The sequence below is a fragment of the Acidovorax sp. 1608163 genome, assembly GCF_003669015.1.
In the GTDB taxonomy this organism is placed as follows: Bacteria; Pseudomonadota; Gammaproteobacteria; order Burkholderiales; family Burkholderiaceae_C; genus Acidovorax.
In genome coordinates this window covers 3,335,935-3,360,195 of record NZ_CP033069.1, presented here as the reverse complement: position 1 = coordinate 3,360,195, position 24,261 = coordinate 3,335,935, and the positions used below count along the sequence as shown (strand labels likewise).

The following is a 24,261-nucleotide window of genomic DNA, read 5'->3' as shown; positions in this document are numbered from 1 at the left end:
TTTTTGTTGCTCGCTCCATTCTTGGTGCTATGTTTTTGATAGCTTCTTGCGCTTATCTGTCAAGCGCGAGGGTGGAATTTTGTTCATAATTTACGGCTCTGCATTCACCTTTGCGCCGGGCTAGCCTGTGCGCCTTCGCCATGACTGCCTTGCAATCTCTGCCGATTTCGCTACAGACCGTCTTGTTGCTGCTGGCCAGCAATGTCTTCATGACCTTTGCCTGGTACGGGCACCTCAAGAACTTGGCCACGTCGCCGTGGTACATCGCCGCACTGGTCAGCTGGGGCATTGCGCTGTTTGAGTACCTGCTGCAGGTGCCAGCCAACCGCATTGGCTTCACCCAGTTCAATGTGGGGCAGCTCAAGATCATGCAAGAGGTCATCACCTTGGCGGTGTTTGTGCCGTTTGCGGTGTTCTACCTCGATCAGCCCCTCAAGCTGGACTACCTGTGGGCTGGCCTGTGCCTGGTAGGGGCGGTGTATTTCATCTTTCGCAGTGCCTGAGCTGCAGGCTGCAACGGCGCACAAAGGCGCTTAACGTCGCTCAAAGGCCTGCCTGGCTGGGGTTGGTGCTTGTCGTGCGACCGGCGCGGGGTGTGTTTTCGCCTGCCATCGCCTGGAAGTGAGTGGTTGCCGCCACCGATGGGCAGACACGCACGGTTAAAATCCGCCGTCACAAAACCGTCACGGTACCCCGTGGCGTTCGTTCTTTTGTATCTTTGAATTCCCACCAGGAGCTTCCATGCTGTTTGCCAAGCTGTTGCCACGCGAAGGCAATTTTTTTGAAATGTTCAACCAGCATGCTGATCGCATCGTGGAAGCGGCTCGCGCCTTTTCGCAACTGGTGGCCAACTACAACGACCCCCATCTGCGGGACAAATACAACCAGGATGTGGACAACGCCGAGCGCGCGGCCGACCGTGTTACGCACGACGTGAACAAGGCCATCCACAAGACCTTCATCACCCCCATTGACCGAGAGCAGATCCACACGCTCATCAACACGATGGACGACGTGGCCGACCTGATCCAGGACTCGGCAGAAACCATGGCGCTGTACGACGTGCGCCACATGACCGAAGAAATCACCCGCCTCACGGACCTGAGCCTCAAGTGCTGCGAGCGCCTGCGCGATGCCGTGAAGCTGCTCGACAAGATTGCCGACCCCGCTGTGGCCGAGGCCGCTCTCAAGACCTGCGAAGAGATCGACCGGCTCGAATCCGACGCCGACCGCGTGATGCGCAGCGCCATGAGCAAGCTGTTTCGCGAAGAGCCCGATGTGCGTGAAGTCATCAAGCTCAAGGCCATCTACGAGCTGCTGGAAACCATCACCGACAAGTGTGAGGACGTCGCCAACTGCATCGAGGGCATCGTCCTCGAGAACTCCTGATCCACCGGGCGGACCAACATGGAAACCGTACAAACGGCCCTGTGGGTTGTGATGCTGCTCGTCGCGCTGGCGATTTTGTTCGACTTCATGAACGGGTTTCATGATGCGGCCAACTCGATTGCGACCGTGGTGTCTACCGGGGTGCTCAAGCCTGCGCAGGCAGTGCTTTTTGCCGCCTTTTTCAATTGCGTGGCGATTTTTGTCTTCCACAACCTGACCGTGGCGGCCACGGTGGGCAAGGGCATTGTGCAGCCTGGCATCGTGGATGTGCACGTGGTGTTTGGTGCCCTGGTGGGGGCCATCACCTGGAATGTGATCACCTGGTACTACGGCATTCCCAGCAGCTCTTCGCATGCGCTCATCGGGGGCATTGTGGGCTCGGTGATTGCCAAGGCGGGGGCCGGTGCGCTGGTGGCAGCGGGCATTCTGAAGGCTGTGGCTTTCATCTTTATCTCGCCATTGCTGGGCTTCTTGCTGGGATCGCTGATGATGGTGGCGGTGGCCTGGATATTCCGCCGGGTGCGCCCGAGCAAGGTGGACAAATGGTTCCGCCGTCTGCAGCTCGTGTCTGCTGGCGCCTACAGCCTGGGGCATGGGGGTAACGACGCGCAAAAGACCATCGGCATCATCTGGCTGCTGCTCATCTCTACCGGCTACGCTTCGGCCACCGATGCGGCGCCACCGACCTGGACCATCGTGAGCTGCTACGTGGCCATTGGCCTGGGCACGATGTTTGGCGGCTGGCGCATCGTCAAGACCATGGGCCAGAAGATCACCAAGCTCAAGCCGGTGGGCGGCTTTTGCGCCGAGACGGGCGGGGCGCTCACGCTGTTCCTGGCCACCACGCTTGGCATCCCAGTGTCCACCACGCACACCATCACCGGTGCCATCGTGGGTGTGGGCTCCACCCAGCGTGCCAGCGCCGTGCGTTGGGGCGTGGCGGGCAACATCATCTGGGCCTGGATTTTGACGATACCGGCCAGCGCGTTCGTGGCGGCCATTGCGTACTGGATCAGCTTGCAGTTGTTCTGATTGCTATTGAAATAATAGCTGCTTGCGCTTATAAATAAAGCGCTAACGCCCTGTTTGGCTGATCGCCGAACAGGGCGTTTTGTCTGGGGCTCCAGCGTCTGGGCTGCCGCTGGCGGTTACTGCGATATCTTTCGCGCTTCCTCGATCTGGTATTCAAAGTAGCGCTGAAAGCTGAATGCCAAACTGGCCATCAGCACTGTGGTGCCCACCAGCAGCGAAACCACAATGGCGCCAATGGTGAGCCAGCGGGTTTGGCCGGGGGCGGCTTCTGCGGGGGCGGCGGGGTTGTAGCGGGCGTTCCACTTCTCGGGTGTTTGCAAGCCATACCAAATGGCCTGCAGCGCGCAGCCCGCAATGGTGAACCCGAGCAGCGGGATCAGCACCCAGCTGTACTGGTCGTCCTGGCCAAACTGCTGTACCCGTTGAATACCGTACAGCCCCAGCGCCGTGGGGATGGGCAGCATCCAGCCCAGCGTGTCCGACAGACCGCGCAAGTAAAAACGGTGCAGGCCCAGCGGCCCACCCAGGAAGGCCAGCCAGGCGGCCAGGGTTTTGTTTTTCATGCGGGCTTCACTCGGGTGCAGTCGTGTCGCCAACGCCCAGCACCTTTTCCATGAGCACGATGTCGCGCCAGGCGCCAAACTTCCAGCCCACCGATCGCATGATGCCCACGTCCGTGAAGCCCAGCGAGCGGTGTACGCCGATGGAGCCCGCGTTGGCCGAGTCGCCAATCACTGCCAGCAGTTTGCGCACACCGGCCGCCTCTGCCTGCACGGTCAGCTCTGCCAGCAATTTGCGGCCTACGCCCATGCCGCGAGCGGTTTCGGCCACGTAAATCGAGTCTTCGGCCGAAAAGCGGTACGCCGGGCGGGGCTTGAACCAGTTGGCGTAGGCAAAGCCCAGAACTTCGCCGTTCTTTTCCGCCACGATCCAGGGCAGTTGGCGCGCCAGCACGTCGGCTCGGCGCGTCGCCATGTCGGATTCGGAGGGGGGATCGATCTCGAAGGTGCCTGTCCCGTGCAGGACGTGGTGGGTGTAAATGGCGGTGATGGCGGCGATATCGGCGTCAGTGCTGGGGCGGATGGTGGGCATACGGAGAGGGTTGTGGATATAATTGCAGGCTTTGCAGCGTGTCGCTGGCCGGGTGGTCATGTCGCGTGTCTCAAACGTTGCGAAATTTCCGTGGCCTGCGCATTTTGACGCTGGCTCACCACCCGAAGGATAAATCATGGTCGTCATTCGACTCTCCCGCGGCGGTTCTAAGGGCCGTCCTTTCTTCAACATCGTTGTGGCTGACAAGCGCGTTCGTCGCGATGGTCGCTTCATCGAGCGCATTGGCTTCTACAACCCTACAGCCAAGGAAACCGAAGAAGGCCTGCGCATCGTGCAAGACCGCCTGACGTACTGGCAGAGCGTGGGCGCCCAGTCCTCGCCTACCGTGGACCGTCTGATCAAGCAAGCCGCCAAGAAGGCTGCTTAAAGTCCCCTGACGAGGGCGGGCTCCGTGGGTTTTCCCGGCGGATCCCGCCCTTTTCTTTTTGTCTGATCCCAACATGGCCACCTCCCTCACGCTCGAACCGATTGACCTGCCCGAAGATGCCGTCGAGGTTGCGCGCATTGCCGACGCCTGGGGGGTCAAGGGCTGGTTCAAGGTTTTGCCCCACAGCACCAGCCCTGAGGCCCTGTTTTCGGCCAAACGCTGGTTTCTGCAGCCCTCAGAGCGCGGAGCCAAAACATTCTCTGGCACGTTACTGCTCAAGATCCGCCAAGCCAAGGACCATTCCGACACCGTGGTGGCCTGGGCGGAAGGTGTGGATGACCGCGATGCCGCAGAGGCATTGCGCGGCGCGCGCGTGTTTGTGCCGCGTTCCAGTTTTCCGTCTACCGGCAGTGATGAGTATTACTGGGTGGATTTGATTGGCCTGCAGGTCATCAACCGCGAGGGTATTGCCCTGGGTGAAGTGCGTGAGCTGCTCTCCACAGGCCCGCAAACCGTGCTGGTGCTGGCTTATGAGCAAGACGGCAAGGCGCAGGAGCGCATGATTCCCTTTGTATCGGCCTTTGTGGACAAGGTGGAGCTGCCCGAGAAGCGCATCACCGTGGACTGGCAGCCGGACTACTGAAGCGACCGCTTTGCCTTGTCCCTCTGAGGTGGTCTTTCATGCGCTTTGATGTCATCACCCTGTTCCCGGAGCTGTTTGCGCCTTTCCTTGCGGCCGGTGTGACGCGTCGTGCCTACAGCACTGGCCAAGTGGATGTGCGCTTGTGGAACCCGCGTGACTACGCGCAGGGCAATTACCGCCGGGTGGACGACCGCCCCTTTGGCGGTGGCCCCGGCATGGTGATGATGGCCGAGCCCTTGGAGCGCTGCCTGGCAGACATTCGCGCGCAGCGCAACGAGGCGCCAGAAGCCCAAGTGCCCCTGGTGCTGTTTTCTCCCATTGGTCGCAGGCTCAACCATGCCGAAGTAGAGGGCTGGTCTGCCAGCGCCGGGGCTGTTTTGCTGTGCGGTCGCTATGAAGGCATTGACCAGCGCTTCATCGATGCCTATGTGGGGGTGCAACTGAGCCTGGGCGATTTCGTGTTGTCTGGGGGGGAGATTGCGGCCCTGGCCCTGCTGGATGCGGTTACCCGGCTGCAGCCTGGTGTGCTCAATGACGAAGGCAGCCACCAGCTCGACAGCTTCAATCCTGCGTTGGATGGTTTGCTGGATTGCCCGCACTACACCCGCCCCGAGGAGTGGGCGGGCAGGGCGGTGCCGGCGCCTTTGATGTCGGGTCACCACGTTCAGATCGAGCGCTGGCGCCGTGACCAGCGGCTGCTGACCACCGCCCAGCATCGCCCGGACCTGATTGACGCGGCACGCGCCGCAGGCTCGCTCAAGCCTGCAGACGAAGCGGTATTGGCCAAATTGCGCTGACTGGCTATAATGGAGGGCTTTTCGATCCTCTGGCCGGCCGTTTTGTGCAAGATGCAAACCTTGGCAAAACCCTGAACGTCAATCCCGACGCAGCCATTTTTGGCGCGGACAAGATCGTTGGATATCAACATGAACCTGATCCAGACCCTGGAAGCGGAAGAAATCGCCCGCTTGAACAAGACCATCCCCGAATTCGCCCCTGGTGACACCGTCATCGTGAGCGTGAACGTGGTGGAAGGTACCCGCAAGCGCGTGCAGGCTTACGAAGGCGTGGTGATTGCCAAGCGCAATCGCGGCCTGAACAGCGGCTTCACCGTGCGCAAGATCTCCAGCGGCGAAGGCGTGGAACGTACGTTCCAAACCTACAGCCCGCTGATCGCCAGCATCGAAGTCAAGCGCCGTGGTGACGTGCGCCGTGCCAAGCTGTACTACCTGCGTGACCGCAGCGGTAAGTCGGCACGTATCAAGGAAAAGCTGCCTTCGCGCAAGGCTGCAGCTGTCGCCGCATAAGGCGCCAGGCATTCTCGGATGCTGCAAACCGCTACAGTGCCTTGGCCTGTAGCGGTTTTTTCATTTCTGCCTCTGAATCAATGTGCGGCGGCGCGGCCCCCGGATTTTTTCGCGCCGACTGGGGTTGTGCCGCATCCGCTTTCCTGCGCCCTCTCTGTCTTGGCTTTTGCTTGCTGTGAACACACCCCATCGCTCTGAACCCCCTGCTGCTGTTGCGCTGAGTGCGATCCCTGGCTTTGATCCGCGCAAGGTGCCTGTCACTCAGGTGGATGCCCATTTGCCCTCTGTCAATGCGGCAGCGTTGACGGCAACCGCCTTGCGCCAGCGGTTTGCAAACCCGCCCGTGTGGGCGCCCGAAGTGGTGTTGGAGAAGCCCTATGCCAATCGCGCGCCAGCGCAGGCGGCTGTGTTGGTGGGCATTGTGCAGCGTGAGCAGCCCATGGTGTTGCTGACGGAGCGCACAGCGCACCTGTCCACGCATTCGGGGCAGGTGGCATTTCCGGGGGGCGGACCGATCCTGAAGACGCCAGCCCCTCTCACACTGCCCTGAGGGAGGCGCATGAGGAGGTTGGGCTGGCCGCTGCCTATGCCGAAGTGCTCGGCGTGCTGCCCACCTACGTCACGGGCTCTTCTTTCATCATCTCGCCGGTGGTGGCGCTGGTGGCGCCAGATTTTGAGTTGCAGCCCAATCCCCACGAAGTGGCCGATGTGTTTGAGGTGCCCTTGGCGTTTTTGATGAACCCGGCCCACCACCGCCACCATGTCTTTGAGGCTGGCGGTATTCATCGGCAGTGGTTCTCCATGCCGTATGACGATGGGGAGCAGCACCGCTTCATCTGGGGCGCGACAGCGGGCATGCTGCGCAATCTGTACCGATTCTTGAGTGCCTGACCATGGTGGATGGCGTGGCTGGCGGCCCGTTATCATTGGTCCCATGAGTTTCTTTGCCATCCTGTTCGCTCTGCTGATCGAGCAGGCACGCCCCCTGTCCAGAAGCAATCCCATCCACGCCGGGCTGCGCGCGTGGGCACTGTCTGTGAGTCGCAACTTCGATGCGGGCAAGACCCACCACGGCTGGGTGGCCTGGAGCCTGGCCGTGGTTTTACCGGCGCTGATTACCCTGGCCATCCATTGGGCGCTGCTGTGGGGGCTGGGCTGGCCTTTCGCCGTACTCTGGAGCGTGGCGGTGCTTTACATCACGCTGGGGTTTCGCCAGTTCAGCCACCACTTCACGGGCATTCGTGATGCCCTGGAGGAAGGGCAGGAAGACGCTGCTCGGGAGCGTTTGGCGCATTGGCAGCAGGTGGATGTCGGCATGCTGCCGCGCAGCGAGATCGTGCGCCATGTGATTGAGTATTCGGTCATTGCGGCCCACCGGCACGTGTTTGGCGTTCTGGCCTGGTTTTCGATTCTGGCGGCTGTGGGGCTTGGCCCTACTGGCGCGGTGTTGTACCGCATGGCGGAGTTTGTCTCCCGGTACTGGCACCCGCGCCACCATGCGGCTGGCCAGTCGGCCAGCGAGGCGCTGCAACAGGCTTCGGCCAAAGCCTGGTGGGCCATGGACTGGTTGCCATCGCGGCTGACGGCGCTGAGCTTCGCGGTGGTCGGCAGTTTTGAGGAGGCGATTGAGGGCTGGCGCTTCCATGCCCAGCGCTTCCCCAACGACAACGATGGGGTGGTGCTGGCTGCCACGGCGGGGGCCATCAATGTCCGCCTGGGCGGTGAGGCTTTGAAGGCCCGCGTGGATGCGATGGCTGCACAGCAGGGGCTGGAGATGGATGCCGACCTGGGCGACAGCGACTCCACCCCGGGCGTGGCGCCCGAAGTGGGCCATCTGCGCAGCGTCGTGGGCTTGGTGTGGCGCTCGGTGGTGGTGTGGATGCTGCTGCTGGCCCTGTTGACCTTGGCCCGCCTGCTGGGCTGAAGGTCGCTGCTAGCGCTTGCCCAGCCCAGGGCGGGCGTTGTGCTCTGGGTATCAGTACCGTGGCTGGCTCAGCTCTGCAAATAAATCGCTATATATTTTGTAGCGTGTCGCGCTGATTCCGCCTTGCTCAGTGGGCTTTTTCAACGTGTCCAAAACACCGCAACCCGGTTCGTGCAAATGGGTGCAATTGTAGAACCGGCAGTCTGTGGCATGGGCTGCAATATCGGGCATGCAACTGGCGAGTTGCATGGGTGCGATGTGGTGCAACCCAAACTCTTGAAACCCTGGTGAATCGATCAGTGCGGTGGTGCGCTCTGCATCCACCCAGTACCAGTGGGTGCTGGTGGTGGTGTGTTTGCCAGAGTTCAGCGCCTGGGAGATTTCGCCTGTCAGCACCGTGGCGCCGGGCACCAGCAGGTTGATCAAGGTGCTTTTGCCGGAGCCAGAGGGGCCGAGCACCAAGGTGGTCTTGCCCTTCAGGTGTCCCATGAGGGCATTGCGGTCCACGTCGCTGGATTGCGTCAGCGACAGAGGGAGTACCCCGTAGTGCTTGCCCTCTGCACCCATGTGGCGATAGGGCTGCAGCCGCGCCCAGGCGCGTGCAAAGGGCTCCACCAGATCGCTTTTGTTCAGTGCAATCAGCGGTGTGATGTGGGTGGCTTCTGCTGTGATCAGTGCGCGGGCCAACTGGCTTTCTGAAAACACGGGCTCTGCAGCGATCAGGATCAGCACCTGGTCGATGTTGGCGGCGAAAGACTTGGTGCGGATCTCATCTTGGCGATAGAACAGGTTGCGCCGCTCCTGTACTTTCTCGATGGTCCCTTCGTCTCCTTGCCCGGCTGGGGCGGCCTGCCACAGCACGTGGTCGCCCACCACCGCTTGGCTTTTCTTGCCCCGAGGGTGGCAAATGCGGCGCTGGCCGTCGGGTGTTTCCACCACGCAGTGGCGACCATGGCTGGCTACCACGGTGCCTTGCATCAGGGCGCTGCGCTCAGCCATGGTTCAAGCCGGTGCGGGTCATGCCAGCACCAGCAGGCCGTCAAACTGCGCTGCGCATTCGATATCGGTGATCGAAATGCCCTGCACATCATGGGTGTTAAGACGCACCACGCAGCGGTTGTAGTGCACCGACAGGTCGGGGTGGTGGTCTTGCGCGTTGGCGATAAAGGCAACCGCGTTCACGAACGCGATGGTTTCGTAATAGTTGGCAAAGCGGTAGGTCTTTTCGATGGCCACATCGGCGCCATCGCCACTCAGGCTCCAGCCTTCGAGTTGGGCCAGTTTTGCTACAACTTCAGGAGCTTTCAGCGCCCGACGGGTCTGCGTTGACCAGTCTTTTTTCTTCAGCATGGAGGTCATGGTGTGGTGGTGAGAGGGAGTCGGGCCAGCCGCTCGGAAGCGGGTGGGTGGGAGTAGTAGAACTTCACGTAGATGGGGTCGGGCGTCAGTGTGGACGCATTGTCCTCATACAGCTTGAGCAAAGCCGATGACAGGTCTGCCGCCTGTGTTTGCAATGCGGCATAGGCATCGGCCTGGAACTCGTGCTTGCGCGAGAGCTGTGAAAACAGGGGAGAGATGAACTGGGTGAACACCGGTGTTGCCAGCATGAACAACAGCAGTGCCAACGCGTCGTTGGGCGCCGCTGTGCCATCGGCCTGCAGCCCCATGGATGGCAGTACCCCCAGCCCGGTGTAGAACCAGGCTTGGGTGGACAGCCAGCCCAGCAGGGCGAAGCCCACCAGGCTGAAGGCGAACAGGCTCACGATGCGCTGCACGATGTGGCGGTGCTTGAAGTGGCCCAGCTCGTGCGCGAGTACGGCCTCCACTTCACCGGGGGTGAGCTGTCGCAGCAGGGTGTCGTAAAACACCACCCGCTTGGCCGCGCCAAAGCCCGTGAAGTACGCATTGGCGTGGGCACTGCGGCGGCTGCCATCCATGACAAAAAGGCCCTTGGCTGCAAAGCCGCAGCGCCGCATCAGCTCAGATACGCGCTGCTTCAGGGCGTCGTCTTCCAGGGGCTTGAACTGGTTGAACAGCGGCGCAATGAAGGTGGGGAAAATCACCATGAGCAGCAGATTGAAACCTATCCACACCCCCCAGGCCCAAGCCCACCAGTAGGCGCCTGCCTGGCCCATCAGCCACAAAATGGCTGCGGCAATCGGCAGGCCAATGGCGGCGCCCAGCAGCGTGGATTTGCACAGGTCAATCAGCCAAAGTTTGGGGGTCATGTGGTTGAACCCAAACCGCTTTTCTTGCACGAAGGTTTTGTACAGCGATAGCGGCAGATCGATGAGCCCGCTGATGAGCACAAAGGTCGCCAGCAGCGCCAGTTGTTGCAACATGCCACCCCCAGCCACTGCAGCAGGGCTTGGTTGAGCAGGCTCAGTCCGCCCAGCAAGGTCCAGCCCAACAGCACGGCCGTGCCCAAGGCCAGCTCCAGCAACTCCAGGCGTGTTTTGGACAGGGTGTAGTCAGCGGCTTTTTGGTGGGCTGCCAGGCCAATGCGTGCGGCGAAGGCCTGTGGCACGGCGCTGCGGTGTCGCGCTACGTGGCGGATTTGCCTGGACGCAAGCCACAGCTTGAGGAGCATGCCCGCACTGACGGCCAAGGCAAACAGCAGGGTCAGAAGCAGGGAGGGGGAGGGGGTGTCAAGGGCTGCCATGTGCGGCGAGTTTAGGTCATCGGCGACAATGCGCCCCATGTCAGAAGCTAACACCCCTATCCCCGCCGCGCTCTCCAAATCAGACCAAAATCTGGTCTGGCTGGACTGTGAGATGACCGGCCTGGACCCTGAAAACGACCGATTGCTGGAAATTGCCGTGGTGGTCACTGGCCCCAATTTGGAGCCGCGCATTGAAGGCCCGGTGATTGTGATTCACCAGTCTGATGAGCAACTTGGCAAGATGGATGCTTGGAACCGTGGCACGCATGGCCGCAGTGGCCTGACCGACAAAGTCAAGGCGTCCCAGGTGACGGAGGCCCAGGCTGAGCAGGAGATTCTTGCGTTTTTGAGCAAATACGTGCCCAAGGGCGTGGCCCCGATGTGTGGCAACAGCATTGGGCAAGACCGCCGTTTTCTCGTTCGCTACATGCCCAAGCTGGAGCGATTTTTTCACTACCGCAATGTGGATGTGAGCACCCTCAAGGAACTGGCCAAGCGCTGGAAGCCCGAGGCCTACAGCAGCTTCAAGAAAGCGCAAAAGCACACGGCACTGGCGGATGTGCATGAATCGATCGAAGAGCTGGCCCACTACCGCACCCATTTGCTTTCGGTGTGATGGCAGGCCTGCCGGGCGAATGGCGAGGCCCTGCGATTCGCTTGGACTCCTGGGGCGATTGCAGGTAATTTGCCTTTCCCCTATTGCGGGAAAACCCTCAACCATGCAATAATCGATGGCTGCGCAGTTTTCTGACGCAGATTGTGCATCTCCCCTCACACACTGGGCTTGCAAGCCCGTTGCAAATTGCAACGCGAGCTTTGCGATCTTTGCCCACCCGCCTCGGGTATAGCCAAGGCAGGTTTCGTTTGATGGTTGATGTTTTTTAACCATTGACGGAACCACCGCTGGCGCCTGCCAGCGGCAGGCTTCGTGTGAGAAAAATATGACCGACACTTTGCAAGTGCAGGGCGAATTCGCGCCTGCTGAATCTTCTTTTGCCGCTGAAATTTCGGCTGTCGCTGCCGTGGCCGATGCGCCTGTGGATGCCGTCACTGCCGAGCCCAATGGCTTCGTCGAACTGGGCTTGGCGCCTGAGCTCGTGCAAGCCGTGGCTGACCTGGGCTACACCCAGCCCACCAGCGTGCAGCGCAAGGCCATCCCTCTGGCCATGGGCAGCGATGCCTCCAAGTTCATCGACCTGATGGTCTCCAGCCAGACCGGTAGCGGCAAGACAGCAGCTTTCCTGCTGCCTGTGCTGCACACGCTGATCAACCAGCAAGCCGCTGCAGAAGCCGAAGAGCGCGCTGCTTTCGAGCGCGCCGTGGCCGAAGCTGCTGAGCGCGGCGAGCCTGCTCCTAAGCGCGCCAAGCGCAAGGATCCCACCAGCTCGCGCAATTTCAAGGCTGCCACCCCTGGCGCCCTGATCCTGTGCCCCACGCGTGAACTGGCCCAGCAGGTGGCACACGATGCCATCGACTTGGTCAAGCACTGCCGTGGCCTGCGCGTGGCCAACGTGGTGGGCGGCATGCCCTACCAGCTGCAGATCGCCAAGCTGCAGAACGCCGACCTCGTGGTCGCCACCCCTGGCCGTCTGCTGGACCTGCAGCGCTCGATGCAAATCAAGCTCGACAAGGTGCAGTTTTTGGTGGTGGACGAGGCTGACCGCATGTTGGACCTGGGCTTCTCGGACGATCTGGCCGAGTTGAACCAGCTCACAGCCCAGCGCAAGCAGACCATGATGTTCAGCGCCACCTTCGCGCCGCGCATCCAGCAACTGGCCATGCGTGTGATGCACGACGGTGGTTCGTCGGTGCAAAAGGTGACCATTGATTCGCCGCAAGAGAAGCACACCAACATCAAGCAGATGCTGTACTGGGCTGACAACGCACAGCACAAGCGCAAGCTGCTGGATCACTGGCTGCGCGACACATCGATCAACCAGGCCATCGTTTTTGCGAGCACCCAGGTGGAATGTGACGGTTTGGCCAACGACCTGCAGCAAGACGGCTTCTCGGCCGTGGCCCTGCACGGTGCCCTGAGCCAAGGTTTGCGCAACCGCCGCCTGATGGCGCTGCGCAGTGGTCAAGTGCAGATCCTGGTGGCCACCGATGTGGCGGCGCGTGGTATCGATGTGCCTACCATCACCCACGTGTTCAACTTTGGCCTGCCCATGAAGGCTGAGGATTACACCCACCGCATTGGCCGTACGGGCCGTGCGGGGCGTGATGGTCTGGCTGTCACGTTTGCTGAGTTCCGTGACCGCCGCAAGATTTTTGACATTGAAGGCTACAGCCGTCAGCAATTCAAGTCGGAAGTGATTCCTGGCCTGGAGCCTGCGCAGCGCGCTCCTCAAGCACCCCGTGGCGACTTCGGTGGCCGTGGCCGTTCGGGTGGTTTTGAAGGCCGCGATAACCAGTCCCGTGACCGCCGTTTTGGTGGTCCAGCACGCGGCGGCAATGATCGTGGTGGAAACGACCGTGGTGGTTTCGGCGGCGGCTTTGGTGGCGGTTTTGCTGGTCGTGGTGCTCCCGCGCCCCGTGGTGGCGATGGTTATGCCCCTCGCGAAGACCGTGGCTTCGCTCCGCGCCGTGATGGTGAGGGCTATGGCCGCAAGCCTGGCTTTGGTGACAATGCCCCGCGTGGTGGTGGCTTTGCCCCCCGAGGCGACATGGGTGCCCCCCGTGGTGGTGACCGTGGTGACTTCGCTCCACGCAAGCCCGCTTTCGCCAAGCCTGCTGGTGGCAAGCCGTTTGCGCCCCACGATGCACGCAAGCGTCCTGCACGCCCTGCGCGTTGATTTTTTGTAGCCCAGGCATTGGTCCTGGGTTGCTTTGGGTCAAAGGCCGCCTCTCGCAAGAGAGGCGGCCTTTTTTCATGGCCCCACCATCCACAAGATGCACCAGCCTGTGCCCGCATGATGGGTCTGGACCCTCGCATAATGGGCGCAGAAAGGAATCCTTGTGCTGCCCACCGACTCTTCTGATGCTGCTTTCGAGCACATGTTCAATCTGGCGCCTGTCTCGCTGTGGTTGGAGGATTACAGCGCCTTGAAGGCGCTGTTTGAGCGCTGGCGTGCCCAGGGGGTGGAGGACTTGCAGGCCCACTTGCAGTCTGATCCATTGCTGCTCTCGCAGTGCAGCGCGTCTCTCAAGGTGCTGCGTGTGAACCAGCGCACGCTGGACTTGTTCTCCGCTGCCAGCCAGTCGGAGTTGCTGGGCCAGCTTGCCCTGGTGTTCCGGGGCGATATGCACACGGCCATGGTGCGCGAAATGGTCCAGCTGTGGGAGGGGCGGCTGGAGTTCACCAATGAGACTGTGAATTACGCCCTGGACGGTCGGCGGCTTGATGTGCGCATCAGCATCCGTGTCTTGCCGGGCCATGAGGCGGATTGGGGGCGGGTCTTGGTCTCCCTGGAGGACATCACGCAGCAGGTGCAGGGGGCTGCCCGTTTGCAGCGCAGCGAGCACTACGCCCGCGATTTGTTCGAATACTCACCCGTCTCTTTGTGGGTGGAGGACTTCAGCGCCATCAAGTTGTTGCTGGAGGGGGTGCGTGCGCAGGGTATTGTCGATTTCAAAACCTTCTTGAAGGTGCACCCGGAGTTCGTTTCGCGGTGCATGCAAGAAATCCGCGTGATCGATGTGAACCAGCAGACGCTGCAGATGTTTGGCGCTACCTCCAAAGAGCATTTGCTCAACAACATCGGCCGCGTTTTTCGGGGGGAGATGCAAGAGTCTTTTGCGGAGCAGTTGCAGGACCTGTGGGATGGCAAGACGGTGCAGCAGCGCGAGGTCACGAACTATTCCCTGTCGGGGGATGTGGTGCACATCCACATGCAGTTCTCGGTGCTGGGCAGCCACCTGGATGATTGGAGTCTGGTGTTGCTGTCGTTGGTGGACATTACCGCGCGCAAGAAGGCGGAGGCCTACCTGGAGTATCTGGGCAAGCACGATGTCCTCACTCAGCTGCGCAACCGTGCGTTTTATGCGGAAGAGCTCAACCGCCTGACCCGCAAAGGGCCATGGCCCTTTGCGGTGATCGCCATTGATTTGAATGGTCTCAAGGCCATCAACGATGAGCAGGGGCATGCCGCGGGCGATGCCATGCTGCGCCGTGCGGGCGAGGTACTGGCCAAAGCGGTGGATGCGCCCGCCTGTGCTGCCAGGGTGGGGGGAGATGAGTTTGCGGTGTTGCTGCCCGGCCTGGACGAGCGCGCGGCCCAGGTCGTGCGCGAGCGCATCCAGTCGTTGATTGAGCTGAACAACCAGTTTTACTCAGGCCAGCCTTTGGGCTTTGCCATAGGCATTGCCTGTTGCCAGTCGGGGGAGGGGGTTGAGGCTGCCTTGCACAAGGCCGACCAGGCCATGTACGAGGAAAAGAGGCGCTACTACCAGCACATTGGTGCAGAGCGCAGGCGCTAGGATTTTTCTGCTGGGGTTGGTGCGAGGGTTGGCGGATGGCTGGCTTGGGCTCCGATCTCAGGCCAGCGGTGGTGCAAATAAAGCCAAGCCACGAGCCCGATGCCCAGCATCGACAAGGATGCCAGTGCCAGGCCTTGCGTGGAGTGCATGACCATCGGAGAAATCACCCCTGCGACAATGCCGTTGGCGGTGGAGCCGACGAAGGCCTGCAAGGACGACGCCATGCCTCTGCGTTCGGGCACCAGGTCCAGCACCAGCAGGGTGACCACAGGCACCATCAGGGCCCAGCCGAAGGCAAAAACGGCGATGGGAAGCAGTGCCCAGGCAGGGTGGGGTGGGATCAGAAAATTCAGCGCAACGTTCACGATGCCCACGCTGAACATGATGACGAACCCATGCCTGATCTGGCGCTTGGGGGCAATGCGCCCGGCCAGTCGTCCGCTCAGCCATGCGCCGCCCATGATGCCGGAGATGGTCAGCACAAAGAACCAGAAAAACTGCGTGGGCGCGAGTTGCAGGTGCTCTCCCAAAAAGGCGGGGGCAGAGAGCACGTACAAAAACATGCCGTTGAACGGAATGCCGCTGGCAAAGGCCAGCAGCACAAACTTGGGGCTGGCGCCCAATGCCCAATACCCGCGCATCAGGTGCTGCACATTGAACGGCTGGCGGTGTTGGTGGGCCAGTGTTTCGGGCAGCAGCCTGAAGTTGGTGATCCACAGGGTGGCCCCCACCAGGGTCAGAAACCAGAAAATGCTTTGCCAACCCGCGTGCACAAACAGCCAGCCGCCCACAATGGGCGCGATGGCGGGGGCCACTCCAAAGTAGATGGTGACTTGGCTCATCACCTGCTGGGCTTGTGCGGGTGGGAACATGTCGCGGATGACGGCGCGAGACACCACGATGCCCGCCCCTGTAGACAGCCCTTGCACTGCGCGGAAAAAAACCAGCTGCCCAATGTTTTGCGACAGAGCGCACCCGGCGGACGCTAGGGTGAACAGCGCAATGCCCCATAGCACCACTGGCCTGCGCCCGAAGCTGTCTGCTAGCGCGCCATGGAACAAGTTCATGAAGGCGAAGCCGAACAGATAGGCTGACAGCGTTTGCTGCATCTGGATGGGGGTGGCCCCCAGCGCCGTAGCAATGCCTGAAAACGCGGGAATATAGGTGTCAATGGAGAAGGGTCCCAGCATGCCCAGAATGGCGAGGAGAACGGCCAGTGCCCATTTGGGGCCAGTCCAGAGCGTGTCGGCTTGTGGGTTCATTGCCTGGGTGGATGTTGGGGGCGCAGAAAGGGATTTTGCGTGCGCCAAAGCAAAAAGCCGAAACTACGATGTAGCTTCGGCTTTTTCTGCCTTGCGGCTTTGTTTGGTGGGTCCTGAGTGACTCGAACACTCGACCTACGGATTAAGAGTCCAAACACTAAACGCGCCGCGCGTAGTTTGTCTACGCCATTCTACCCCCCATGGTGTCACATAAAACCCGGCCCAGCATTTCGACTCCTCCCCTCGTAGCACTTGTCTGAGGCAACTGGATATGTGACTCAAATCTCGGTTGAGCGTTGGCCACTTTTGAGAACATAGACGGCTTTAAGCCTCTGGGCGAGGTAACGTTATCCTCTATGAACCGGCCGCTGTCGGCCAAGAGCGGACTTTGCTTTTCTCTGACAAACAGACCTAAAGCCGAATTTGCAGAGTCGATTGAAGGTCGCAAAGGCTAGATATGGGTCAGTGGACAATTTGTCAAGCCAGCGGGCACCGCGCCTGGACACAATGGCGCCTCAGACGCCTTTTCGCTTTTCTACACCACCCTCATGTCTTCCAACATCCTGACTTTTACTTGCGTAGGTGCAGACGCTCTCAAGCTTTCCACGCTGCACGATCACCTTCAGATCGCCGTCGGCAAGTTTGCTGACCAGTGGCCCGCGCCACTGCAGGTTTGCTTCGACGACTGGGAGAAGCCCTTCTTGGCCAGTGCGTCGCTGCGCGGCGAGACGCTGCGCTTCGTGGTCGACAGCTCATCCGGCGACGAACTGGAGAAAGCGCACATCCAGGCATTGCACGACGCTGGCGCGACGCACATCCGGGTACGCATCTGGTACGGGCAGGTCGGCGAAACGCGAACGCTGCACTACCAGGGCGGCAAGAAGGTTGCGGCCAAGGCCTTCCCGGCGCCGACGCTGACCGAGGAGGAGGAGCTGCTGGAGTTGCTGCTCGAGGGCAAGGAAGCAGCCTTCGCCAAGGCCATCAAGGGCGGCGCACCGAAGGACGCGCTCGTCGATGGCGCGCCGCTACTGGTACATGCGGCCAAGGCCAGCCTTGGCAAGGCGGTGTCGGCCTTGTTGAACGCCGGAGCTGACGTGATCGCTTGCCTTGCTTGGGTCGACGAGATCGCTGGGGCGATTCAGCGCCACGGCGGTAAGGCGGCACCCGCACTGCTGCGCACGCTCGTCGAGGCGCCGCAGGCCGATCCCTCGGCGCTGTGGCGTTCCGCAAATGTGCTGCTTGTGCTCTGCGTGTATCCTGAGCTATTGGCCTTGCTGGCGTCGCGCGAGGGCGTTGACGTCAACGCGCAGATCCGCTGGGCCCACAAGGGCCAACTGGAGGGGAGTCTGCTCTTCAACAGCAGATTTCTATTCGACAACCGGCCAGGCGTACTGGCCGTGTTGGAGGCATTGGGGGCGCGCTCCGTACCGCCGCCGACCATGAGTGATCAACGCCGCCTCGAGCGAATGTACTTTCAGGAACGCGACGCCGACACCGTTGCCGAGCTGGTCGCCGCGGGGGTGGACCTGGACACTCCTCTGTGGGATGACCGCCCCATCTCCTTGCTGCGCAACTTGTTTCGTCACCCCACGATGGGATGCAGACCGTTGACCCTGGCCAACGAACTTCTCGCAAGCGGTGCGAGCGCTGCATTCTGGATGGAGCCAGATGCGTTTCAGGACCAGGTGCTAAAGGGCCTTTTCGATACCGATAATCTGGCCTGGATAACCGATGCCACGCTAAGCGACGAGCGCCGTTTTGTACCGCAGCGCGATGCCAACCTGGTCGCCAACTTCATTGGCGGGCTGCTTGCCCGAGGCCTGGACGCAAACATGACGGTGCGCCTGTGCGTGGAAAAGCTGTCGAGCAAAGGCAGAGGCGCGGCGGGTAGCTACAAGAGCCTGCGTTGGCGCGGCCCTCTTCTCGGTGCCGTCGCGTTGCTCCTGTGCGGTCGAGGCACGGAGATGCGTTCGATCTGCCTGCCACTTGTCGAGCTGCTGTTGAGCCACGGAGCCAACCCGGATACCGAAGGCGAGTTGCTCGACGCCATGAAGAACGAGACAAACTGGGTAGTCCATCTGCGTGGCGACTGGACCATCGAAGCGTGGCGAGACCATGCCGCAAAAGGCACGGTGCTTGAACGCCTCCGGCAACGGCAGGCGCAGGATCCGGACGAGGTCGATGCGGTCTTGATTGCCAGCATGGAGCGGACCGTCGCCTCCGCACGATGAGTTTGACTTGACCATGTCCAATTGCATTGGGCTGAACCTGGTCGAAAGTCCGCTTTGGGCCGAGGCTGTGTGGAAACGCTCAACGAGCATGTGGGCCAGCCCTGTCCCGCATCCTTACACCGCATTTTCCACCAGTGCTGGTGCAGAGCCGGTTTTGGCGCACCTGGGGCCTTCTGACGCCTTCCTGAAGCCCTTGCCAGCCGGTAAAAGCCAACAAAGGCCTCACGCCTTCGCCATCCGCATCTCTTGCATCATCTGCGTGATGCCCATCACGCACATCACCCGCTTGAGGTTGTAGGCCAGCACATGAAGGCTCATCTCTGTACTCACATGCTTGAGGGTCTTCATCAAGAAGTGCGTCGAGCCCATCCAATGCTTGAGCGTGCCGAAGACGTGCTCTACCGTTGACCTTCTCAACGTCATAGCCTCGGGGTTGCTGTCCAGCCGTTGCTGCACGCGCTCCAGAACCTCTTCGTGCTCCCATCGTCGGATACGTCTGTATTTGCTGGTCGTGCATTGCTCACGTAGCGGGCAGTGCGGACAGGCACTGGTCCAATAGATGCTCAGGCTAAGGCCCTTCTCGGCCGTGTTGAACCGATGGATCGCACGCTCACCTGCGGGGCATTGGTACTCGTCATCCTTGGCGATGTAGATGAAGTCGCCTTTGTCGAAGCGCCCCTCGGCTTTCGCGTTGGACGTCTTCGGCTTGGGTACGAAGGTCGTGATGCCAGAGTCTTCGCAGGCCTTGAGTTGCGGGCCACTGAAGTAGCCTCTGTCGGCGAAGGCTTGCAAGTCCTGGCTCCCCATAGCCTGGTCTGCGGCACAGGCCATGTTGTGCAGCTGTGCACGGTCATTGCCGACGTTCGTGACCTCGTGCGCAACGATCAGGTGGTGCTTGGCATCGACAGCGGTCTGCACGTTGTAGCCCACCAGGCCCGATCCCTTGGCCTGGGTGGCCATCGAACGCGCATCGGGATCAGTGAGGGAGATCTGGCCATCGGGCAGGCTCTTTAGCCGCTCCTTGAGACCATCGAGTCGCCGCATCTGATCGCGCAACTTCTTTAGCTTCTCCTGCAGTCGTTCTGTCTTGGCTTCAATCTCTGTAGGCTGCGTGCGATCGGCAGTCTCCAGCGCGTCCAGATTGGACTTCACCCGGTTCAATAGACACCTATCAAGGTCGAAATTGAACTGGAGAGTGAGAAATGAAGAGAGTGCGATACCCGGCTGAGTTCAAGGCAGAAGCCGTCAAACAGGTGACCGAGCGTGGTCATGGGGTAGTGGATGTAGCCAAGCGATTGGGCATGTCGGACAAAAGCCTGTACCTGTGGGTGCGGCTTGCCAAAGAGCAATCGAGCGCAGGGGGGGCAGAGACAAGCCAGCTCAAGGCCGAGGTATCCCGGCTCAAAGCGGAGCTCAAAAGGGCCAATGAGGAGCGCGACATCCTAAAAAAGGCCGCAACGTACTTTGCCAAGCTGTCCGGGTGAAGTGCGCATTCATGGCCGAACATAAAGGCCAGTTCCGGCTCAGCAGCATGTGCCGCGTTCTGCGCGTACAGCGCAGTGGCTATTACGCTTGGAAGGCCAATCCAAAGTCCAAACGCGCCTTAGCCGACGATGTCTTGCTGGCAAGCATTCGGCAATCCTTTGACGACAGCCACGGGATTTATGGAAGCCCACGCATCCTGCGGGACTTGCGAGAGGACGGTATGGCGTGCGGTCAAAAACGTGTAGCACGCCTGATGCGCCAGGCCCAACTGCGCTCAGTGCGTGGTTACAAGCGGCCACGCTACCGAGTCGGTCTTCCTGCGACTGCCGCACCGAACCGGTTGCAACGTGAGTTCACGGTCACGCTACCGAACCAAGTGTGGGTCACCGACATTACCTATATCCGAACCCATGAGGGCTGGTTGTACCTAACGGCCGTAATTGACCTGTACTCGCGCATGGTGGTCGGCTGGGCGATGAACTCCAGCATGGCTACAGAGTTGGTGTTGGATGCGCTCACGATGGCAGTGTGGCGCAGGCGCCCAACGGGTCCAGTGATGATCCATTCCGACCAAGGAAGTCAGTTTGGCAGTGACGACTTCGCCCGCTGGTGCAAGGACAACCAATTGGTGCCAAGCATGAGCCGACGTGGAAACTGTTGGGACAACGCGGTAGCAGAGTCCTTCTTCAGCAGCTTGAAGAAGGAGAGAATCAAACGCCATATCTATGCCACCAGGCAAGACGCCAAGTCAGATGTGTTTGACTACATCGAAGGTTTTTACAATCGAATCCGTCGGCACAGTCACCTAGACCAACTGAGTCCGCTGGCATTCGAACAACTTCGAAACGGAAGTTGAAATATGTCTACGAAACCGGGTGAAGTCCAGATAACGCTGGATGCTTTGCTCGATCTGCTGCTGGCGAGCCTCGATCTTGCCGGGTGTGAAGTTGCGGTCGCGACTGTTGACGGCCTTGAATTTGCTGCCGTCAATCGCCACGATGGCCTGCGAGAAGAGGTTCAACTGTCGGCACATGGCGATGAAGCGCTTGCAGACGTTGCGGATGCCCGTGCCGTTGCTTCGGCGGAAGTCCGCGATGGTCTTGAAGTCTGGTGCAAGGCGCCCGGTCAGCCACATCAGCTCGACATTGCGCTGGGCTTCACGCTCCAAGCGGCGGCTCGATTGGATGCGGTTCAAGTACCCGTAGATGTAGAGCTTGAGCAGTACGGCTGGGTGGTACGCAGGCCGGCCAGTGACAGCAGGATGGGCCCCATCGAAACCGAGTGCCCGAAGATCCAACTCTTCGACAAAGACATCGACAACCCGCACTGGGTTGTCCTCGCAGATGTAGTCGTCCAGGCACTCAGGCAGCAGGGTGACCTGTTGTCGGTCTTCGCCTTCGATGAATCGCTTCATGGAGCACCTCGCTTGAATCGGGTGCCGTTATTTTAGTTTTTAGCAGCTGTTGTGGGTTGGGTTTTCACACAGCCTCGGCCCTGAGCTGTCTTTTGGGAATGCCGCCCGTAAGCTGCCGTTGATTTGATGCACGCCACTTCCAAGAGAAATCAATGTCCAGAATATCCCGTACGGTCCAGTTTATCTCGCAGGTTTTGCGGGACACATCACGTTATGTAACATGAAGCCAGGCTGAACACGAACTGCCCCAAAGCCAACCGCCTGCTGGCGCGCGCAGTGTTCCAGGTGATTGAAATCAAGTGCCCCCGCTGCGGGACACTGAACAACTTGAGGGCCGCGAGTCCCCAGCCAGAACGCCAGCGAGCGTCAAACACAACTGACCATGACGCAAGCGAACGACAACTCAATCACAACCCCGGACGCACCCTGGTGCCGCCACATCGGCAACGCCACGATCTACCACGGCGATGCAATGCAGATACTGCAGCACCTGGGCCTGCAGGTGGACGCCCTCATTACTGACCCGCCCTACAGCAGCGGTGGCATGGTGCGGGGCGACAGGATGCAATCCACCTCTGCCAAGTATGTGCAGAGTGGGCCAGCACTGGCGGCCGCGCACAACGTGGACTTCAGCGGCGACAACCGAGACCAGCGCAGCTGGGCGTTTTGGGTGAGCTGCTGGGTGTCCATCGCTCGCCAAACTTTGCGCACGGGTGGCTATGCCATGGTGTTCACCGACTGGCGCCAGCTGCCAGCGTTGACCGATGCCTTCCAGGCCGGTGGCTTGGTGTGGCGCGGCTTGGTGCCCTGGGACAAGACCGAGGCATCACGCGCGCCACACAAGGGCTACTTTCGGCACCAGTGCGAATACGTGGTTTGGGGCAGCAACGGCCCCCTGGCCATCGCAGAGCATGGCGGCCCCTGGCCTGGCGTCGTGCGTGAACGGGTGGACCACCGCAAGAAGCTGCACATGACAGGCAAGCCGGTGGAGCTGATGCACAAGCTGGTTCAGGCGGTGCCACCCGGCGGCGTCATCCTCGACCCGTTCATGGGCAGCGCATCCACGGGCGTGGCGGCAGTCCAGGCCGGATACCGCTTCATCGGCATAGAACAAGACCGGCACTACTTCGACGTGGCTGCGGCCCGCCTGCAGGCGCTGCTGCCAGAGGATCGGCAGGCAGCGGCCTAGCAACCCGACCCGGCGCCCCATCGTGCAAACCAGGCCACCCATGCGGTGGCCTTTTTTTTGCCCCTACAGCGTGCGCACCGCTTCACCCACCCCAGGCCATGCCCGCGCCCTGTTGTGCGCCTCGCTGGCCCTGTGCGGGGGGCGCCAGAGGGGGAGGGCGCCCCCGCCCCCACCCGACCCGCACCCACCCCATTCAACCCGGCGGCGCGCAGTCGAGACCCCGCCGCGCCCGCCCTCTTGATAGGCCGTTTTTGCCGACCCTGCCGACCCTATACCGCGCAAGGCCCGGCGCGGCCTCACGGCCCGTTTTGTGAGCCTTCCGCATGACGGGATTTGACGGCTTCTGTCGGTGCGCGCGTGCGCTGTATGGAAAACGAGGCTGCGTTACGGGCCTATGATGAATGGCCGACAGATTTCGGCCAGAAGCAGCCGGTGGCGGCAAATGAAAGCGGACGCTCAACGTTTGACGTGAGGGGCGGCCGGAGCCGAAGGCGGAGGGAACCCAAAGCGCAGCTTTGGGCCGTCCCTCTCGACGGAATTGTTAGAGCTATTCACTTGGCGCGCTGCTTTGCGAGGACTTCTCTTTCGAGCATGGACGCTCGGGAGTAAGTTTCCCTCTGGACAAGCGGCAGCCCCTTTTCGCGGAGAACAGTGGCCATATCAGAGATGACCTCTGGAATATTGGATTCGTCATCTAGAACGTGCCAGAAGTTGCGATCGAATGCCAAAGTTGTGTTGCTCAGTTTCTCGTAGATTTCGCTCTGGGCAATGGTTCGCTCCTGGATGAACCTAAGACGAGACTGTCGATAGGTTGGTATCGGATTGCCCGATTCGTGCAGTGGTGGCTTACCAAAGCCCGGCAAGTCTTTGTAGTAGATATGCAAGGTACAACTCAAGCTCTTCCAGTGCTCACCGCGAAATGCTCCCGAGACGCCGACCTCTGCAAAGTAGATGGCCTCATCGGTGTATTTGTAGAAAAACTGATCGTGATAGAAATCCATGCCACTTTCTTCAAGAAAACGGGTGGCATGGGCGTCAAGCACTCGGCGAACGTACTTCAACTCGGTTGCGCGGCTCGGCATAAGTAGCTCTAACGTGATGTATCCCGCAAAACCTGCGGGATAAACTGGACCTTGCGGGATATTCTGGACACTGATTCCTTCTGAAAATGGCTTGCAGATTGGGCTTGCGGTCAGTGCGCTGTTCAAAAGCACAGGTATAAAATTTCCGACAAACCCGGCACGCGTCAACTCGGCAAACTATAGCTTGCCAGTAGGCAGGCACCGGGCACTGAGACAGCGCGGTTTGGACGTCAAGCCAGCGGGTAGTGAATCAACGGCAGCTTTGGGGTACTTTTGTCCCACGGCGGCTCAGGGCCCGCCAGCGTCCCTCACCGTGGGGCAGAATCCGGCCAAAACCCGTCATTCACTATCAACCCAAGACGAAGATGAGTCGCGTGACTATTTCAACCGCGCCGTGCGACGCTTCTGCCTCGCTGGTGAGCTCTGTTCGCCGTATTACGAAACTGGGTATTCTCGACGTGCGTGACCGTCTCTCGGCAGGGAAGCCACTCTTTGACCAAGAGCTTTTTGGCAACCGAACAGAAGACGTCTTCGCGAAAGCGCGTGCGCTGCTATCTGCCTTGGAGCAAGGCGGGCATCAACCTGTTGTCGTAGAGGGGGAAAGGCGAATCACGCCGGAGGTCCTGCGAAACATCTTTCAAGCGTCCGAGGACTCTGCCGAAGAGCTTAGGCGGCTTGATGAGATGGGCCATTCGTAGGCAAATGCAGAATCGGCCAAGACCAGACGCTCAACCTCCGCTTC

Annotated in this window: 21 protein-coding genes and 4 pseudogenes; 16 read left to right on the top strand and 9 right to left on the bottom strand. The window is 60.6% G+C overall.

What is annotated here, in order from left to right; translation table 11 throughout:
- Positions 1-140: 140 nt before the first annotated feature.
- The 3 genes from EAG14_RS14925 to EAG14_RS14915 all read left to right on the top strand — a co-directional run bounded on the left by EAG14_RS14925 (position 141) and on the right by EAG14_RS14915 (position 2,421).
- Positions 141-503 (top strand): DMT family protein, encoded by a 363-nt coding sequence (locus EAG14_RS14925; protein WP_099658459.1) that lies wholly within the window; start codon positions 141-143, stop codon positions 501-503.
- Between the two features lie 238 nt (positions 504-741).
- Entirely contained in the window at positions 742-1,389 is a 648-nt protein-coding gene (locus EAG14_RS14920; RefSeq protein ID WP_099658460.1) for a DUF47 domain-containing protein, read from the top strand.
- Positions 1,390-1,407: 18 nt separating this feature from the next.
- Entirely contained in the window at positions 1,408-2,421 is a 1,014-nt protein-coding gene (locus EAG14_RS14915; RefSeq protein ID WP_099658461.1) for an inorganic phosphate transporter, read from the top strand.
- 116 nt (positions 2,422-2,537) lie between these two features.
- Here EAG14_RS14915 and EAG14_RS14910 read toward each other — a convergent pair whose 3' ends face one another.
- Positions 2,538-2,984, bottom strand: a complete 447-nt coding sequence (locus EAG14_RS14910; protein ID WP_099658462.1) for a hypothetical protein — start codon at positions 2,982-2,984, stop codon at positions 2,538-2,540.
- A 7-nt stretch (positions 2,985-2,991) separates the two neighbouring features.
- Positions 2,992-3,513, bottom strand: a complete 522-nt coding sequence (locus EAG14_RS14905; RefSeq protein WP_121729359.1) for a GNAT family N-acetyltransferase — start codon at positions 3,511-3,513, stop codon at positions 2,992-2,994.
- Between the two features lie 136 nt (positions 3,514-3,649).
- Between EAG14_RS14905 and rpsP the strand changes: the two genes are divergently transcribed.
- From rpsP to EAG14_RS14875, 6 genes and pseudogenes are all read left to right on the top strand, one after another.
- Positions 3,650-3,901: a 30S ribosomal protein S16 gene (gene rpsP, locus EAG14_RS14900; protein ID WP_010463504.1), complete on the top strand. Its 252-nt coding sequence runs from the start codon at positions 3,650-3,652 to the stop codon at positions 3,899-3,901.
- 73 nt (positions 3,902-3,974) lie between these two features.
- Complete coding sequence (gene rimM, locus EAG14_RS14895) at positions 3,975-4,544, top strand: ribosome maturation factor RimM (protein WP_099658464.1); 570 nt, start codon at positions 3,975-3,977, stop codon at positions 4,542-4,544.
- Positions 4,545-4,582: 38 nt separating this feature from the next.
- Entirely contained in the window at positions 4,583-5,341 is a 759-nt protein-coding gene (gene trmD / locus EAG14_RS14890) for a tRNA (guanosine(37)-N1)-methyltransferase TrmD (RefSeq protein ID WP_121729358.1), read from the top strand.
- 129 nt (positions 5,342-5,470) lie between these two features.
- Positions 5,471-5,851, top strand: coding sequence for a 50S ribosomal protein L19 (gene rplS / locus EAG14_RS14885; protein WP_099659077.1), 381 nt, complete (start codon positions 5,471-5,473; stop codon positions 5,849-5,851).
- Between the two features lie 217 nt (positions 5,852-6,068).
- Positions 6,069-6,742 (top strand): annotated as a pseudogene (locus tag EAG14_RS14880) (CoA pyrophosphatase).
- A 43-nt stretch (positions 6,743-6,785) separates the two neighbouring features.
- Positions 6,786-7,775 carry a CobD/CbiB family protein gene (locus EAG14_RS14875; RefSeq protein WP_099658466.1) on the top strand — a complete coding sequence of 330 codons (990 nt, stop codon included), beginning with the start codon at positions 6,786-6,788 and terminating at the stop codon, positions 7,773-7,775.
- A gap of 51 nt (positions 7,776-7,826) precedes the next feature.
- Here the strand turns inward: EAG14_RS14875 and rsgA are convergent, their stop codons facing one another.
- The 3 genes and pseudogenes from rsgA to EAG14_RS14860 all read right to left on the bottom strand — a co-directional run bounded on the left by rsgA (position 7,827) and on the right by EAG14_RS14860 (position 10,476).
- Positions 7,827-8,774, bottom strand: a complete 948-nt coding sequence (gene rsgA, locus EAG14_RS14870) for a ribosome small subunit-dependent GTPase A (protein WP_099740493.1) — start codon at positions 8,772-8,774, stop codon at positions 7,827-7,829.
- An 18-nt stretch (positions 8,775-8,792) separates the two neighbouring features.
- Complete coding sequence (locus EAG14_RS14865; RefSeq protein ID WP_099658468.1) at positions 8,793-9,134, bottom strand: 4a-hydroxytetrahydrobiopterin dehydratase; 342 nt, start codon at positions 9,132-9,134, stop codon at positions 8,793-8,795.
- Positions 9,131-10,476 (bottom strand): annotated as a pseudogene (locus EAG14_RS14860) (M48 family metallopeptidase). Before EAG14_RS14860 ends, EAG14_RS14865 begins: the two are co-directional and overlap by 4 nt.
- On the opposite strand from EAG14_RS14860, the gene orn reads away from it, so the two are divergent.
- The 3 genes from orn (at position 10,475) to EAG14_RS14845 (ending at position 14,856) form a co-directional block, all read left to right on the top strand.
- Positions 10,475-11,053, top strand: coding sequence for an oligoribonuclease (orn, locus tag EAG14_RS14855; protein WP_099658470.1), 579 nt, complete (start codon positions 10,475-10,477; stop codon positions 11,051-11,053). The pseudogene EAG14_RS14860 and the gene orn sit on opposite strands and share 2 nt — an antisense overlap.
- Positions 11,054-11,378: 325 nt before the next feature.
- Positions 11,379-13,232 (top strand): DEAD/DEAH box helicase, encoded by a 1,854-nt coding sequence (locus EAG14_RS14850; RefSeq protein WP_099740495.1) that lies wholly within the window; start codon positions 11,379-11,381, stop codon positions 13,230-13,232.
- A gap of 202 nt (positions 13,233-13,434) precedes the next feature.
- The gene (locus EAG14_RS14845; protein WP_121729357.1) at positions 13,435-14,856 is read left to right on the top strand and encodes a sensor domain-containing diguanylate cyclase; all 1,422 of its coding nucleotides are present in this window, start codon (positions 13,435-13,437) and stop codon (positions 14,854-14,856) included.
- Here the strand turns inward: EAG14_RS14845 and EAG14_RS14840 are convergent.
- Positions 14,853-16,118 carry a multidrug effflux MFS transporter gene (locus EAG14_RS14840; protein WP_121729356.1) on the bottom strand — a complete coding sequence of 422 codons (1,266 nt, stop codon included), beginning with the start codon at positions 16,116-16,118 and terminating at the stop codon, positions 14,853-14,855. The genes EAG14_RS14845 and EAG14_RS14840 overlap by 4 nt on opposite strands.
- A 548-nt stretch (positions 16,119-16,666) precedes the next feature.
- Between EAG14_RS14840 and EAG14_RS14835 the strand changes: the two genes are divergently transcribed.
- Entirely contained in the window at positions 16,667-18,349 is a 1,683-nt protein-coding gene (locus EAG14_RS14835) for a hypothetical protein (protein WP_121729355.1), read from the top strand.
- Between the two features lie 222 nt (positions 18,350-18,571).
- Here EAG14_RS14835 and EAG14_RS14830 read toward each other — a convergent pair.
- Positions 18,572-19,501 (bottom strand): annotated as a pseudogene (locus tag EAG14_RS14830) (transposase); the annotation flags it as partial.
- Between the two features lie 50 nt (positions 19,502-19,551).
- On the opposite strand from EAG14_RS14830, the gene EAG14_RS14825 reads away from it, so the two are divergent.
- Positions 19,552-20,690, top strand: a protein-coding gene (locus EAG14_RS14825) for an IS3 family transposase (RefSeq protein WP_371414362.1) whose coding sequence is annotated in 2 segments (ribosomal slippage) — positions 19,552-19,801 and positions 19,801-20,690 — 1,140 coding nt in all. Because the reading frame shifts where the segments join, the coding sequence is not laid out codon by codon here.
- A gap of 27 nt (positions 20,691-20,717) precedes the next feature.
- Here the strand turns inward: EAG14_RS14825 and EAG14_RS14820 are convergent.
- Positions 20,718-21,248, bottom strand: a pseudogene (locus tag EAG14_RS14820) (transposase); the annotation flags it as partial.
- Between the two features lie 231 nt (positions 21,249-21,479).
- On the opposite strand from EAG14_RS14820, the gene EAG14_RS23400 reads away from it, so the two are divergent.
- Together EAG14_RS23400 and EAG14_RS14810 are read left to right on the top strand one after the other, a co-directional pair.
- A complete protein-coding gene (locus tag EAG14_RS23400; RefSeq protein ID WP_121729353.1) occupies positions 21,480-21,770 on the top strand; it encodes a Com family DNA-binding transcriptional regulator in 291 nt (96 codons plus the stop codon).
- Entirely contained in the window at positions 21,721-22,437 is a 717-nt protein-coding gene (locus EAG14_RS14810) for a DNA methyltransferase (RefSeq protein ID WP_240456799.1), read from the top strand. The genes EAG14_RS23400 and EAG14_RS14810 overlap by 50 nt, the downstream gene beginning before the upstream one ends.
- Before the next feature lie 551 nt (positions 22,438-22,988).
- Here EAG14_RS14810 and EAG14_RS14805 read toward each other — a convergent pair.
- Positions 22,989-23,645, bottom strand: coding sequence for a hypothetical protein (locus EAG14_RS14805; RefSeq protein WP_162996012.1), 657 nt, complete (start codon positions 23,643-23,645; stop codon positions 22,989-22,991).
- Positions 23,646-24,261: the final 616 nt, after the last annotated feature.

Coding starts and splice junctions, on each gene's coding strand:
- EAG14_RS14925 (WP_099658459.1), top strand. CDS start 141: ATGACTGCCTTGCAATCTCTGCCGATTTCGCTACAGACCGTCTTGTTG.
- EAG14_RS14920 (WP_099658460.1), top strand. CDS start 742: ATGCTGTTTGCCAAGCTGTTGCCACGCGAAGGCAATTTTTTTGAAATG.
- EAG14_RS14915 (WP_099658461.1), top strand. CDS start 1,408: ATGGAAACCGTACAAACGGCCCTGTGGGTTGTGATGCTGCTCGTCGCG.
- EAG14_RS14910 (WP_099658462.1), bottom strand. CDS start 2,984: ATGAAAAACAAAACCCTGGCCGCCTGGCTGGCCTTCCTGGGTGGGCCG.
- EAG14_RS14905 (WP_121729359.1), bottom strand. CDS start 3,513: ATGCCCACCATCCGCCCCAGCACTGACGCCGATATCGCCGCCATCACC.
- rpsP (WP_010463504.1), top strand. CDS start 3,650: ATGGTCGTCATTCGACTCTCCCGCGGCGGTTCTAAGGGCCGTCCTTTC.
- rimM (WP_099658464.1), top strand. CDS start 3,975: ATGGCCACCTCCCTCACGCTCGAACCGATTGACCTGCCCGAAGATGCC.
- trmD (WP_121729358.1), top strand. CDS start 4,583: ATGCGCTTTGATGTCATCACCCTGTTCCCGGAGCTGTTTGCGCCTTTC.
- rplS (WP_099659077.1), top strand. CDS start 5,471: ATGAACCTGATCCAGACCCTGGAAGCGGAAGAAATCGCCCGCTTGAAC.
- EAG14_RS14875 (WP_099658466.1), top strand. CDS start 6,786: ATGAGTTTCTTTGCCATCCTGTTCGCTCTGCTGATCGAGCAGGCACGC.
- rsgA (WP_099740493.1), bottom strand. CDS start 8,774: ATGGCTGAGCGCAGCGCCCTGATGCAAGGCACCGTGGTAGCCAGCCAT.
- EAG14_RS14865 (WP_099658468.1), bottom strand. CDS start 9,134: ATGACCTCCATGCTGAAGAAAAAAGACTGGTCAACGCAGACCCGTCGG.
- orn (WP_099658470.1), top strand. CDS start 10,475: ATGTCAGAAGCTAACACCCCTATCCCCGCCGCGCTCTCCAAATCAGAC.
- EAG14_RS14850 (WP_099740495.1), top strand. CDS start 11,379: ATGACCGACACTTTGCAAGTGCAGGGCGAATTCGCGCCTGCTGAATCT.
- EAG14_RS14845 (WP_121729357.1), top strand. CDS start 13,435: ATGTTCAATCTGGCGCCTGTCTCGCTGTGGTTGGAGGATTACAGCGCC.
- EAG14_RS14840 (WP_121729356.1), bottom strand. CDS start 16,118: ATGAACCCACAAGCCGACACGCTCTGGACTGGCCCCAAATGGGCACTG.
- EAG14_RS14835 (WP_121729355.1), top strand. CDS start 16,667: ATGTCTTCCAACATCCTGACTTTTACTTGCGTAGGTGCAGACGCTCTC.
- EAG14_RS14810 (WP_240456799.1), top strand. CDS start 21,721: ATGCAGATACTGCAGCACCTGGGCCTGCAGGTGGACGCCCTCATTACT.